The sequence below is a fragment of the Methanobacterium spitsbergense genome (genome assembly GCF_019931065.1).
GTDB lineage: Archaea > Methanobacteriota > Methanobacteria > Methanobacteriales > Methanobacteriaceae > Methanobacterium_B > Methanobacterium_B spitsbergense.
Window position 1 is genome coordinate 197,502 of record NZ_JAIOUQ010000009.1, and the last position, 13,717, is coordinate 211,218.

Annotated in this window: 12 protein-coding genes, 1 tRNA gene and 1 other RNA gene; 9 read left to right on the plus strand and 5 right to left on the minus strand. The window is 32.4% G+C overall.

Annotation, left to right across the window (positions count from 1 at the left end; genetic code table 11):
* Window positions 1-60: 60 nt before the first annotated feature.
* Window positions 61-1,044 (minus strand): inorganic phosphate transporter, encoded by a 984-nt coding sequence (locus K8N75_RS08930; protein ID WP_223791719.1) that lies wholly within the window; start codon window positions 1,042-1,044, stop codon window positions 61-63.
* Between the two features lie 125 nt (window positions 1,045-1,169).
* On the opposite strand from K8N75_RS08930, the gene ffs reads away from it, so the two are divergent.
* The 4 genes from ffs (at window position 1,170) to K8N75_RS08950 (ending at window position 2,658) form a co-directional block, all read left to right on the plus strand.
* Window positions 1,170-1,484: signal recognition particle sRNA (gene ffs / locus K8N75_RS08935), an RNA gene on the plus strand.
* 141 nt (window positions 1,485-1,625) lie between these two features.
* Window positions 1,626-1,710 (plus strand) — tRNA-Ser (locus tag K8N75_RS08940).
* A gap of 24 nt (window positions 1,711-1,734) precedes the next feature.
* A complete protein-coding gene (locus K8N75_RS08945) occupies window positions 1,735-1,989 on the plus strand; it encodes a hypothetical protein (protein WP_223791720.1) in 255 nt (84 codons plus the stop codon).
* Between the two features lie 66 nt (window positions 1,990-2,055).
* Window positions 2,056-2,658, plus strand: a complete 603-nt coding sequence (locus K8N75_RS08950) for a DNA-3-methyladenine glycosylase family protein (protein ID WP_223791721.1) — start codon at window positions 2,056-2,058, stop codon at window positions 2,656-2,658.
* Window positions 2,659-2,684: 26 nt separating this feature from the next.
* Here the strand turns inward: K8N75_RS08950 and K8N75_RS08955 are convergent, their stop codons facing one another.
* The 3 genes from K8N75_RS08955 to K8N75_RS08965 all read right to left on the minus strand — a co-directional run bounded on the left by K8N75_RS08955 (window position 2,685) and on the right by K8N75_RS08965 (window position 5,905).
* Window positions 2,685-3,860, minus strand: a complete 1,176-nt coding sequence (locus K8N75_RS08955; protein ID WP_223791722.1) for an aminotransferase-like domain-containing protein — start codon at window positions 3,858-3,860, stop codon at window positions 2,685-2,687.
* A gap of 77 nt (window positions 3,861-3,937) precedes the next feature.
* A complete protein-coding gene (locus K8N75_RS08960) occupies window positions 3,938-4,768 on the minus strand; it encodes a 4Fe-4S binding protein (protein WP_223791723.1) in 831 nt (276 codons plus the stop codon).
* 6 nt (window positions 4,769-4,774) lie between these two features.
* Window positions 4,775-5,905 (minus strand): pyridoxal phosphate-dependent aminotransferase, encoded by a 1,131-nt coding sequence (locus K8N75_RS08965; RefSeq protein ID WP_223791857.1) that lies wholly within the window; start codon window positions 5,903-5,905, stop codon window positions 4,775-4,777.
* Window positions 5,906-5,961: 56 nt separating this feature from the next.
* Between K8N75_RS08965 and K8N75_RS08970 the strand changes: the two genes are divergently transcribed.
* On the plus strand, window positions 5,962-7,353 hold the full coding sequence (locus K8N75_RS08970; RefSeq protein ID WP_223791724.1) for an amino acid permease: 1,392 nt from the start codon (window positions 5,962-5,964) through the stop codon (window positions 7,351-7,353).
* On the opposite strand, the gene K8N75_RS08975 is transcribed toward K8N75_RS08970, so the two are convergent.
* Complete coding sequence (locus K8N75_RS08975) at window positions 7,346-8,908, minus strand: radical SAM protein (RefSeq protein WP_223791725.1); 1,563 nt, start codon at window positions 8,906-8,908, stop codon at window positions 7,346-7,348. The two genes, K8N75_RS08970 and K8N75_RS08975, sit on opposite strands and share 8 nt — an antisense overlap.
* A gap of 56 nt (window positions 8,909-8,964) precedes the next feature.
* Between K8N75_RS08975 and K8N75_RS08980 the strand changes: the two genes are divergently transcribed.
* From K8N75_RS08980 to K8N75_RS08995, 4 genes are all read left to right on the plus strand, one after another.
* Window positions 8,965-9,435 carry a phosphopantetheine adenylyltransferase gene (locus K8N75_RS08980; RefSeq protein ID WP_223791726.1) on the plus strand — a complete coding sequence of 157 codons (471 nt, stop codon included), beginning with the start codon at window positions 8,965-8,967 and terminating at the stop codon, window positions 9,433-9,435.
* A 32-nt stretch (window positions 9,436-9,467) separates the two neighbouring features.
* Window positions 9,468-10,004, plus strand: a complete 537-nt coding sequence (yjjX, locus tag K8N75_RS08985; RefSeq protein WP_223791727.1) for an inosine/xanthosine triphosphatase — start codon at window positions 9,468-9,470, stop codon at window positions 10,002-10,004.
* A 370-nt stretch (window positions 10,005-10,374) separates the two neighbouring features.
* Window positions 10,375-11,820 (plus strand): glycosyltransferase family 39 protein, encoded by a 1,446-nt coding sequence (locus tag K8N75_RS08990; RefSeq protein ID WP_420830716.1) that lies wholly within the window; start codon window positions 10,375-10,377, stop codon window positions 11,818-11,820.
* 114 nt (window positions 11,821-11,934) lie between these two features.
* Complete coding sequence (locus K8N75_RS08995) at window positions 11,935-13,662, plus strand: glycosyltransferase family 39 protein (protein ID WP_223791728.1); 1,728 nt, start codon at window positions 11,935-11,937, stop codon at window positions 13,660-13,662.
* Window positions 13,663-13,717: the final 55 nt, after the last annotated feature.

Sequence of the window (13,717 nt, forward strand, 5' to 3'; positions counted from 1 at the left end):
GTAATTTAACTAAATCCTATCAAAAAAAACCGTTTATTAACTCAATTTTTAAGTATTTACCTAGATAATTGCATTTATTATTAAGTATAGCGATGCAGATATTCCAATACATGCAGGAATTGTAATTATCCAAGTTGATGCAATATGTTTTATAACATCTAATTTTACTGTTGACGTACCTCTTGCCATACCAACACCTATTACTGAACCAACAAGAGTTTGAGTAGGGGATATGGGAATTCCAAGCGATGCAAAGAGTATTGTAATTGAACCTGCTGAAATTTGAGCTGAAAAACCTCTTGTAGGAACTAATTCGGTTATTCTTCTTCCAATTGTGTCTGTTATTCTATTACCTGCTATTAATATTCCTAAAACAAGTGCAAAGGCACCTAATAACTTAATTGAGAAACCAATTGTTGAACCAACAGTTACGTATAAAACTCCTGTTGCTGCAGCTATATCTATTGCACCTACTCCTAAAGCAGCAAAAGATGAGCTCCCAATTTGGAAATAAGAAAATATTTTCTCTGAACGGTCTTTAGCACCTATATTATTTTTGACTTTATTGAGGAATCCCAATTTCAAGAAATAATAAACCAGAAATCCTGATGCCAGTCCAATCAACGGAGAAATAACCCAACTTGCCATAATATATCCGACTGTGGTCCATTCAAGATGATTTACGCCAGCATATACAATACCATATCCTAAGACAGAACTCACAATAGCATCTGAACCCGATATTGGTATTTTTTTAATGAGGGTAATTGTAATCCATATACCCGCTGACATGGTTATAATAAATGCACCCAAACCAGTCATAAATTCAAGTGGTACTATTCCACTTCCAACTGTTTTAATAACACTACTTCCAAGGAATATTGCACCTAAAAATTCAAACAGGGCGCCTATTAATAGAGCTTTACGCATGGTAAGAGCTCCACTACCTACTACGGTACCCATAGAATTTCCAATATCGTTGGCAGCTATGTTGAATGCCATGTACATAGCAGTTATTACACCAATAATCAACAGCCATTCCATGATTATATTTTTGTAGATACGGGAATAAAAATATTCTCAAATAATCAGTTTAAAATAAGTACATAAGTAATTTAGAATTTTTTATAAATGATCGCAAGGTTCAAATACTAATAAATATAAAGTTAAGGTGGGCTAGACCGGAGGGTTAGGGGTCCTTTGTTAGCGCATATCCCCTTATGGCGCGGTCGAAGTTCAAGAGGCGGCATATCAAACGGGTTTTGGCCCTTGAATTTGATGTCGAAACTTCGTCCTGCAGGATCAGTGGTAGCAGGATTTGGGCTGTAGGGCCTGAATTAACTGTTTTAACCATGGGAACGGGTCAGGTCTGGAAAGAAGCATCTCTACTGTGGACAGCTGATGCTTGTGGAGCAACGGGGTGGAGTCAGGTTTTTGGATCACCAATGCTCGCGAGGTTTGTCCACTCTTGAACGTGCCCACCTTATATTTATGGTTAGATCATGGAAAAATTCCAAAAGCTTTTAAACCATGATTGATAAATGTTTCCAATACGTGTTTTATTGATTTAGAGCACTATCTCAAATAATTGATCAATGTTTCTCATTGAATTAAAATCAAATTTTGTCGGGGTGGCCCAGCCTGGTACGGCGGTGGACTGCTAATCCACTGATCCTTTGGATCACCCGGGTTCAAATCCCGGCCCCGGCGCTTCATATAACCTAGGTGGGGATATTGAAGATTAAAACCATTAATGGAAAAATATTTCCAACTAATCCATTTGACTTTTCTAAATCACTGAATTTTATTAATATGTTTGCTCCTACTGGGGGTGAACAATCAATTAATGATCTTTCTTTTACCAAAGCTGTTTATATGGAAGATCAAACCTTAGCCTTCCGAATTGAGGATGAAGGAACAGTTGAAAAACCGATTTTGAATTATACTATTTTTGCAAATAAAAACATAAGTGAATCTGTAAAAACTTAACTTCTAGATAGAATAAAATTCTTTTTAAGTTTAGAAGATGATTTAAAACCTTTTTATGATTATGGCATGAATGACAAGGCATTTAAACCCGTTATAAAAAATCTTTACGGACTTCATCAAGTGAAATTTTTAACTCCCTTTGAAGCAGCTTGTTGGGCAGTTTTGAGTCAAAGAATATCAATGAAAGTAGCCCACAATATGAAAGAAAGGATTACTCATGTTGTGGGAGATAAAATAACCATTGATGATGTTGAATACTGGACATTTCCCTCTGCTAATCAGATAAAAAATTTGGGTGAAGAAAAATTAACTACAATATTGAACAACCATAGAAAATCAGAGTATTTAATGAATGTTTCTGAATCATTCGCAAATATTGAAGAAGATTTTTTACGTTATGCACCATTAGAAGAAGTTAAAAATTGGTTGCTTAATATAAAGGGTATTGGGGAATATTCTGCTCATCTTGAACTCATAAGGGGCTTAGGAAGAATGGATGATATTTCTCAAAAAGATATGATGCTAATAAAATGTGCAAAGAATTATTATGGATCTGATGTTATTAATGAGAATTTAAATGAAATTGCAGAGGGTTACAAGGATTATAAAGGTTATTGGGCTTATTATCTTCGCAGTGATTGTTCAAATAAATGGAGAGGTCAAAAATAAATATTTCCAATAAATTAAATTTTTTTTCATTTTAGTTCTAACTGTTTGATAGAATTTCCTAGCCTCTTAATTCCTTCTTCAATTTTTTTAACATCTGAATTAGAGAAATTGAGTCTAAAAGTGTTTAACTCAGGATCATCCGAATAAAATGCTTCGCCTGGAACAAATGCAACATTATCATCTAAAGCAATTTCAAATAATTCCATTGAAGACATTCCTTCAGGTAGGGTAACCCATAAAAACATTCCACCCTCGGGTCTAGTGTACTTCACATCAGAGGGGAAGTACTTTTTTATCATAGTTGTCATACAATCTCTTTGTATTTTGTACATCTTTCTTATCTTATTAAGATGTGTTTCCACATCATAATCAGATAGGTATTGATGAACAATCATCTGGGACAAAAAATTAGAGTGAAGATCAGATGCCTGTTTTGCAGTTACTAAATTATTCATAATTTCATTATCAGCAACAATCCATCCAAGTCTCATACCCGGGGAAACAATTTTAGAAAATGAACCTAGAAGAATTGATTTTTTAAGGTATTTCTTAACTGGAGGTAGATCATCTCCCATGAACCTTATCTCGCCGTATGGATTGTCTTCAACAAAGATGGTATGGTTTTTGTTGAATATTTTTCCAATTTCTTTCCTTTTTTCCAGTGAATAAGTTATTCCAGTAGGATTCTGGAAGTTTGGAACAGAATAGAAAATTTTTGGATTAAAAGTTTCAACCATATTTTTAAGTATATTCAAATCTACACCATCATCTAATAGTGGTACCGAAACAAATTTTGGTTCATACAATCCAAATGCCTGTATTGCTGCTAAATATGTTGGTCTTTCAATTAGCACAGCATCGCCACGATTCAAAAATATTTTTCCAACAAGATCCAAACCCTGTTGAGAACCATTGGTTATAAGGATATTATCTGATGAAACATCCAAACCAGAAAGATGGTATCTATTTGCAATATAATCTCTTAATGGTTCATATCCTTCAGTAGAACTATATTGAAGAGCTTTACTAGAATTAGAAAGAACTAATGCTGCTGCCTCTGCAAGTTCATTATGTGGGAATGATAGAGGGTTTGGAAGGCCTCCTGCAAACGAAATGATATCAGGGTTCTCAGTAACCTTCAGAATTTCTCTTACAAATGATCTAGGAACCTTAGACATTCTATCTGCAAATAAATTTTTCATTTATTTATCTCCTGCTTTAATTATTTTTTTAAACTTATAATGTAAATTTATAATTATTGGAATTATTTCAAAGTTAATTAGTTGCTTCCATATTTCTTAACATGATCCCATGCCTTATTGTATTTTGTTTCATTTTTATCAGAATAAATTGACATGTCTTTCCTGTTGAATTTTTTTCTATCATTTCCAACTGGACAAACTTTAATGCATATTCCGCATGGTGATATGAATTTTTCTCTAAGTTTTTTACTCCTTGTTGCACAGCCTAATTTATCCATTGGCAATGGAAATTCTTTAGATCCTTTCCTTTCAGGAATTGCATTTACTGGGCACTGAGTTACACATCTTTGGCAGTGTTTACATAGATCTATCCCTTTGATCTTATCCCCTTTTATTTGGGCTGTTGTAAATATTGATGTGAACCTGACCCGTGGACCATACTCTTCTGTAAGGATAACATTGTTTTCACCAAATGAACCCATACCCGCAAGGAAAGCTGCATGTTTGTGTGAGAAAAAGGCTATGGGTTTTTTAAGAAGTACCTCAATATCACCATAAGCATCCCTTGGCAGGTATATTGATGGATAACCCATTTGTGTTAGGAAGTTTGAAATTTCATATGCTTTAATATCTAATAATATGTTCACTGTTTTGTAGAGCTCATGATAATAAATAGAAGGTGCTGTTTCAACTATGGGGAGTTGAATAGGAAGTCCTATTACAATTACAGTTTTTGCATCAGGATATATAGATTCTGGCCAGAATTCTTTGGGTATCCATTCTTTAAAAGTGTTTGGAAGTTCTTTGGGTGGATTAGACCAACATGTAACAGGTGCAAATCCAACAAGTGGAATATCAAGTTCTGTACACTTATCAATAACTTTTTCTTTAATGGATTTAACCTTCATGAAAATCTAAAATTTATAATTTATTGATTCTAACCTGTCCATTGCATCTTCTAATTGGTTGTATGATGTTGCATAGGATAGCCTTACATGATCTTTTCCATGAGCTCCAAATGCTTTGCCCTGAACCATTACAACACCTTTTTTCAGGCCAGCTTTAACAAATGCTTCTGGATTGTTAATTTTTGGAAAAATATAAAAAGCACCATGGGGTGATGAACATTCAATTCCCATTCCATTTAATCTATTAACAACCAGGTCCCTTCTTCTTTTGAACTCAGATACCATTTCTGAAATATTATTTTGGGGGCCTTCAAGAGCAGCTAATGCTGCTTTCTGTACCATTGAACTTGCACAAGCAGTTGTATACTGATGAATCTTTAAAAGTTCTTCTGTTATTTCTAAATTGGCTGTAACATAACCTATTCTAAAACCTGTCATTGCATATGATTTTGAAAATCCATTAATTGTTATAGCGTTTTCACAAAATTTGCCTGGACTATGGTGAACATTGTTGTAGACAATCTTTTCATAAACTTCATCAGAAATTAGATAAATGCCATTATCATCGGCAATTTCTGAAATTGCCTTAATGTCCTCTTTTTTCATTACACTTCCAGTTGGATTTGAAGGAGAATTCAACATAATGGCCTTGGTTTTCTTTGTGATTCTTTCATTAACATCCTCTGCAATCATTCGAAGATCATTTTCCATATTGAGTGGAATTCCTCGAGGTATGCCTCCAGCAAGACTTACACATGCATTGTATGACAGAAATCCAGGATCAGGTATTAGAACTTCATCTCCAGGGTTTACTAATGCCTGCATGCACATGTAAATGGCTTCACTAGCACCTACAGTAACTAGCACAGATTCGGGAGAAGTGTTAATCCCATTATCAACTTTAAATTTGTGGGTTATTGCTTCTCTTAATTCTAATATCCCCATATTTGATGTGTAATGGGTGAATCCTTCTCTCATGGCATTTGAAGCTGCTTCTATTATATGTTTTGGGGTATTGAAGTCCGGTTCTCCAAGTCCAAGGTTTATTGAATCTTCACCGGCCATTTCGAACATCTTTCTTATTTCTGAAAGGTTTATTGATTGTACACGTTTTGAGGGTTCCATAACAATTACCATACCTATTTTTATTTGCACTTATATATATCGAATCTATGCCAGAGTTAAATAGATCCTTGGGTCTATATGATGTTGTCAGTCTTGTAATTGGTACAATTGTTGGTGCAGACATATATATTGCAGCCTCATTTGGAGCAGGTTTACTTGGCCCATTTTCGGTAGTTGCTTGGGTAATAGCAGGAGTTATGGCCATAATAATAGCTTTATGCTTTGCCGAATGTTCATCAAGAGTACCTCAAGTAGGAGGGCCCTATGCATATGCAAAAAGAGCATTTGGTGATTTTACAGGATTTTTAACAGGATGGTCCCTTTTAATAGCATCATGGAGTGCAATTGCAGTATTTCCACTAGCATTTGTAGCATACTTGGATTTCTTCATTCCTCACATGTCGCAGACTCTGCAAATTATTATTAAATTTCTTTTCGTTTTATTTCTAACAATTGTAAACTACTTTGGTGTTAGACAGGCAGGTAGAGCTAATGATATTTTAACGATTCTTAAAATAGCTCCTATACTTATTTTAACATTTGCGGGTATTGCATATTTCATAATTAAACCATCGTTACTTGTGGCCAATTTCACGCCCATAGCTCCTTTAGGGTTCAGTGGTCTTGGAAGTGCAATTGTACTTATATTCTGGGCATATGTTGGATTTGAATTGGTTACAGTTCCTTCTGATGAGATAATTAATTCAAAAAGAACAATTCCTCTTGCTATAGGTATTGGAATGGGAGTGATTGCGCTCTTCTATATTCTTACAAATTTTGTTATTTTAGGTTTAGTTCCATGGTTTGAACTTTCAACATCAACAGCACCATTGGCTTTAGCAGGTTATGCTCTTGTTGGGGCAATAGGTGCAGGTTTCTTAACTTTAGGTGCTCTTTTATCAATATCTGGTTCAGATGAGGCGGGAATATTATCTTCTGCAAGGATACCTTATGCAATGGCTGCTGATGGATTGCTTCCACGGGTTTTAGCCAAGGTTCATCCAAAATATGGTACGCCCTATGTTGCTTTGATTGCACAGAGCATAGTAACATTAATTGCAGCAATATTTGGCACTATTGATAAACTAATTATTCTCTCAGTGTTTACTCTATTATTCTGCTATCTTTTAACATGTATATCCGTATTTCCACTCAGAAAAAAATTCACAGAGGGCATTAAGCTTCCCTGGATAATTCCTGTACTGGGTGTTATTATCAGTATCTACATAATGACCCAGTGTGCGCCCAGTCAGATAATTATTGGAAGTGCATTAATTATTCTAGGAATTCCTGTATATGTTATATTTGCACCAAGAACAGAAATTAAAACGGCAAGAAGAGATTTAAGATTAGGTGAGGATTATGTGTCACAGACCATTGAGAGGGATGAAATATTCCTTGCAAAATTCATTAATCAAGTTAATGAATTGATAAAGAGAACAAGAAACAGATTCAGTTAGATTGTTTATTACATGCACCACAGTTGTAACATCCAAATTCTTCGCACCAAGGTGTTAAATTACCATTTATAGCTTTTTTATACTCTTTTTTTAAGAATTCATCTTTGATTCCTACATCGATATTTTTCCATGGAAGTTCTTCGTTCATATCCCATTTATGGGCGAATTTTGACCACTCCCTAATTGAAACTTTTTCGGTCAAAGATCTTTCGAGTAAATCACCTAGCTCTCGACCACCCATAGATAAAATATATTGAATAAAAGCAGTTTTTGGGTTTTCAATCTTAAATGACCGTAAATTAATATGTGAATCGATATATTTTATTTTAAATTTAAGTTCATCTAAATTGAAGCCTTCCCATTGGAAAGGTGTATGTGGTTTGGGGATAAAAGGATTTACACTGATCCTTACCTGGTTTTTTCTTTTTCCCATCTTGATCAATTCTTTAATATATTTGCCAAGGCATTCTATATCAGTTTGATTTTCTGTTGGAAGACCAAGCATGAAGTAGAGTTTTACATTAAGATTATGTTTAAATGCGGTATTGATAGTATCCTTAATCAGTTCATCGGTTATTGATTTATTTGCTGCTTTCCTGACTTTCCATATAGATTCAGGCGCAATTGTAATGGTTTTAAGGCCACTTAACTTTAATATTTCAAGTAAATTATCTGTTACAGATTCAATCCTTAAAGAAGGTGTTGTTACTTGAAAACCTCTTTCATGCAATCCTTGACACAGTTCTTCCATTTTAGAATGATCTGAAACTGCAGCACCTATCAATGCAATTTTGTTAAGTCCTGTTGCATTTCCTCCCCTTTCAGCTATTTTTAATAGCTCTTTAATTGGCATTTCTCTACGGGGTCTGTAGATACATCCTGCCATGCAGAATCTACAGCCCCTTGTACAACCTCGCGATACTTCCAAAAGAAATGCACGTCCAAAAGCAGGGATATATTCTTTTTCATCTGTTTCTGGTACTACTTGTCTGATAGGGTGACAAGCATCCATTAGATCTGGTACGGTTACCATTTTTACAGGATGATCCGGAAGATAAACTCCTTCTATTTCAAGAAAAGCATCTAAATTAGCTTTTGGATTATCTAAATCGAGGTAAACGTCAAGTAAATTATCTAAAATTACTTCGGCCTCACCAACAACAAAGAGATCAATGAATCTGGACATAGGGAGAGGATTTGAACTTGCACATGGGCCACCGGCAATAATAAGTGGATGTTTTGAGTTTCTATCCTCTTTTTGAAGGGGTATTCCTCCTTGTTTCAACATTTTCAGTACATTGATATAGTCTTGCTCATATTGCAGTGAAAAACTTACAATATCAAAGTCTTTAAGTACTGTACCTGTTTCAAGACTTTTTGAATGGGGATAAACCACTCTCTCGCAATAAATATCTTCTCTAGAATTTAGAAAATCGTATATTATATGAAATCCTAAAGATGACATGGCGCTTCTGTAAAGATTGGGATAGCATGATGCAAATCTCAGGTCAACCTTTCTAATGTCCTTGATGATTGCATTGTGTTCAAGCAGCATAATTATATTATCTGACCTTTACATAATCAAGATATCTAAATGTTAAAGGTAGTGAAATGAAGGAAAACTCATACAAAAAGGTGGCGGTAGGGGGAACATTTGACAAGTTCCACTATGGGCACAGACGGCTTATGGATATTGCATTCGAAATTGGGGATTATGTGGTAATAGGGGTCACATCAAACACATTTGGTGGAGTTAAAGGTAAAATTGAACCATGTAATGTTCGTATGTCTAATCTCAGAGGTCTGCTTGAAAAGAAACACCAGAATTATGATATACAAAAATTAAACGATCCATATGGAACAACCATCTCAGATGAATCTATTGATGCCATAGTTGTAAGTGAAGAAACAGAACCAACAGCCTTTAAAATAAATAAAATAAGAAAAGAGAGAGGAATGAAACCTCTGGATATTGTTACAATTGGAATGGTTCTTGCAGCTGATGGTATACCAATTTCTTCGACAAGAATAAGAAAAGGGGAAATAGATAAAAGGGGAACCATAATTAGGGTAACTAAATAGAATTATTTTATTGATTGGAGGATATATTCATTATGAAAGTTGTTGTAGGATCAAAAAATCCTGTTAAAATTAAAGCCACTAAAAATATTTTAGAAAAAATATACAGTGATATTGTGGTTTATTCTGTTGATGTTGATTCAGGTGTACCGGACCAACCATTTGGGCTTGATGAGACTATTAACGGCGCTATTAACAGGGCAAAAAATGCTTTTTCAGTTGAATTTAATTTGAGCGTTGGTATCGAATCAGGTTTAATGAAGACGCCCAATTCTTTAACAGGCTATATTGATCTTCAGTGGTGTGCGATATTTGATGGGAACAAAGTAACCATAGGGGTGAGTTCGGGATTTGAATATCCTCCAGAAGTTGTAAAAGAGGTTCTGGGTGGTGTTGAAGTAGGTGATGTCATGGATAGAATCACTGGTGTTGAAGATCTTGGAAAAAAGAAGGGGGCAGTGAGTCATCTGTCACACGATCTATTGAACAGAACAGAAAATACTGAGCAATGCGTTTTAACTGCAATGATACCTAGAATGAATGAAGATGTATATTTGATTCACGATAAATAGAATTTTCGATAAGATTTTTCATAAATCAAATTAATATATAAAAAAAGAATCTTTCATTATATTAATAAAAGTTAGATAAGGATATTTAATAGAATTTTGGGTGAATCATTTGGCTGAATCAAATAATAAATATCAAAGATTAATGAATTTCCTTAAAGATCATAATAATTCCATTATTTTGCTGGTTTTATTAACTGTATTAATATGTATAATTACCTATTATAGGGTACTGGTTCAAATTGAATTAGGACCAGTTTCAGATAGTTTTGATTTTCTATCTAATGCCCTTTTATTTGCAGGACATGGTAACGGATACTCGGATCTGTTAAGGCCCCCACTTTTTCCATTCATAATATCAATTTTTTTTAGATTGGGTTATGTTTATTCTAGTACCATTTTTGCTGTGGATGGTGGGATATTCATATTTGGTGTTATTGGGATGTTTTTATTTCTAAAGCTAAGATTTAGTAGTATTGAAAGTTTCTTAGGGGGATTGCTATATTCAACATTTCCAGTTGTTTTAATATCATTAGGATTTGGGTTTTCGGATTTGGTTAGTGTATCTTTTTCAATATGGGCATTATTTTTCCTAGTTTTAGGAGTTGAAAACAATAGAAAATTCTTATATTTAGCATTTCCATTTGCTATGTTTGCTTTCTTATCAAGATACAATTCAGGACTTTTAATAATGCCAATTTTCCTTTATATCCTAATAAATAAGGATAGAATAAAATTTAGGGATATTTTAATCGGAATAATTGTATCGGTTTTGACAATTCTTCCTGTATTAATATTCTTCTATGAAAAATTTGGAAACATATTATATCCATTTATAAATTTTGGGGCAACCTCTACAGGAGTAAATAGTGAAACAATAAATATTGCATATAATACTAACCAGTTTTATTTTATACAAAGGTTCTATGAATTTATAGGGATTCAAGGATGTATTATACTTTTAATAGTGGTTTTAGGTATTTTCGTATTATTATCTCAAAGATTTTTTAGAAAAACCAATGATAAAAAAATTATATATGGATTTATTAAGAAAATTGGGGCAAACAAAGTCAGATTGATAGTTTTTTGTCTTGTTACACTTCTCTTTTTGATTAGTTTTGTTTGTACCATCTATATTGTAAGTGAATTATTATTTTTTATTTTAGCGTATTTATTCTATGATCTAAGCAAAAATTCGAATATAAAAAATTTGAATATCGATATAATGGTTTTTGTGTGGGTTATGGCATTTTTTATTTTCCACAGTATTTTTGTGATGAAAACCAACAGATATTTTTTGACTATGGTTCCTTCTGTAGCTTATTTTATGGTACTAGGCTTAAGTGAAATCTCTAATAGGATAAAGTTTAATATCAGGAATAGAAATATAACATTTAAATTAATTACCATAATATTGACAACAATTATCCTTTTATCTACTGCAACCACAATCCCTCAGATATTACAAGCAAATAGTAATATAAACACGTTGGATAATGAAATTGAATTATCAAGTCAATGGTTTGTAGGTTATGATCCCGAATATAGAAATAAAAATATATATTCTGATTTGTGGCCAAATTACAGTTGGTATCTTAATACTAATGTAAAAATGGTGCCCATTTATCAGACTTATAAAACATTACCTAATGGCAATAGAGTTTATTCTGTAAATCAAGCAGATATTAATGCATTCAATAATTATTTAATTAATAATAATGCAGATTACTTTTTCAGTGATATTCCCGGACTTAATTTAACAACTTACTCATTGATTAAACAATTCGATAATATTTACATATACCAAAGGAAAAATTAGCTGAAATATATCTCCATCAATTTAAACAATATTCTTAGGTTTATAAGAATAATATAAAATTTAAACTGCAATTATTATTAAAAAGGGTAATTGTACAAATAAAATTGTAAATAGTTGAATTTCGAGAAATTAGGTGGTAATATAACTAATAAAAATAACTACTTCATGGATTTTATAGGAAAAAAACGATTCATTTCATGTATTTTCTTAATTTTATTGGTAATAATAGTTAGTATTATAACTTACAATAGAGTTTTATTACAAATTGATCTTGGACCTATTTCTGACAGTGTAGACTACTTCACAAATGCCCTTGTATTTGCAGGGCAGGGAATAGGATATTCTGACCTCATAAGGCCCCCTTTCTTTTCATTCATTACTTCAATATTTGTTAGAATGGGATACGTATCAATAAACACTATTTTTGCTGTAGATGGTGGATTATTTATTTTTGGTGTTATTGGGATGTTTATGCTTTTAAAAATCAGATTCAATGATCTTGAAAGTTTTTTAGGTGGCTTACTTTATGCAACATTTCCTATAATTTTAGTTGTTCTAGGGTTAGGGTTTTCAGACCTTGGAAGTGTATCATTTACAATTTGGAGTTTTTATTTCATGATTTTAGCAATTAAAAACGATTCTAGATGGTTTTATATAGCATTTCCCTTTGCTATGTTAACATTCTTGACTAGATACAATAATATACTTTTAATATTTCCCATTTTTCTTTACATCTTAATGAATAAAGATAGAATTAACATCAAAAATTTATGTATAGGAATCGGAGCTTCATTTTTAATGATCATTCCCTTACTCCTATTTTACTATGAAAAATTTGGTAATATAATTTATCCATTTCTAAATTTTGGATCAACTTCCACGATGGTTTCTGTTTCTGCAGAAAATGCTTCATATGATTCAAATATATTCTTCTTTTTACAAAACTTTACAGGCCTTGTAGGGCCCTCGGGTATTACTGTCCTGTTTATCCTTTTATCAGGTGCATTATTAATATTAATTATCAAAATTATACAGAAGAACAAATTTAAGAATAATTTAGTTGAGAGATTTAATTCATTAAATAGGAAAAATAAGATTGAGTTAATTTTCTTGATTATTCTCTTAACAATCTTTTTAGAAAGCTTTTCAAAGACTTTTTATATGTTTAGTGAATTATTATTCTTTGTTCTCGCCTACTTATTTTATGATCTAACAAAAAATTTGAATATCAAAAATATGGATATCCATTTATTGTTTTTGTTATGGTTTTTGGTATTTTTCATTTTCCACAGCATATTTGTGATAAAGGATTATAGATATTTCGTGCTTATGGTACCTCCTGTAGTTTATTTCATGATTTTAGGCTTAAGTGAAATTTCCAATAGATTAAAATTTATGATAAAAGATTACAATATTACATTTCCATTAATAACAATACTCTTGACAATGATAATTCTGTTATCATCAGCATCAGAATTATCTCTGATAATGGAATCAAATAATGATGATAAAGTTGCAAATCATGATATGGAATTAGCTAGCCAGTGGCTTGTTAATTATGATCTTGAATATAAAAATAAAAATATCTATTCGGATTTATGGCCCAATTTCAGCTGGTATCTTAAAACTAATGTGAAACCTGTACCTGTTTTTAAGGATAATCAAGTATATTATGGCGGGGTTAAAGATAAAAACTTCACCCAAATGGATAGCAAAGCTTATAATAAATATCTTGAGGCAAATAACGCAGAATATTATTTATCTGTTCGCAAAGGATTGAATTTAACTTCATACAAACCAATTAAAGAGTTTGGATTTATAATAATTTATAAAAAAATATAACTAACAGCTTATCTAAATAAATTCATTAATAAAATATGTTTATAAAAATGTAAAT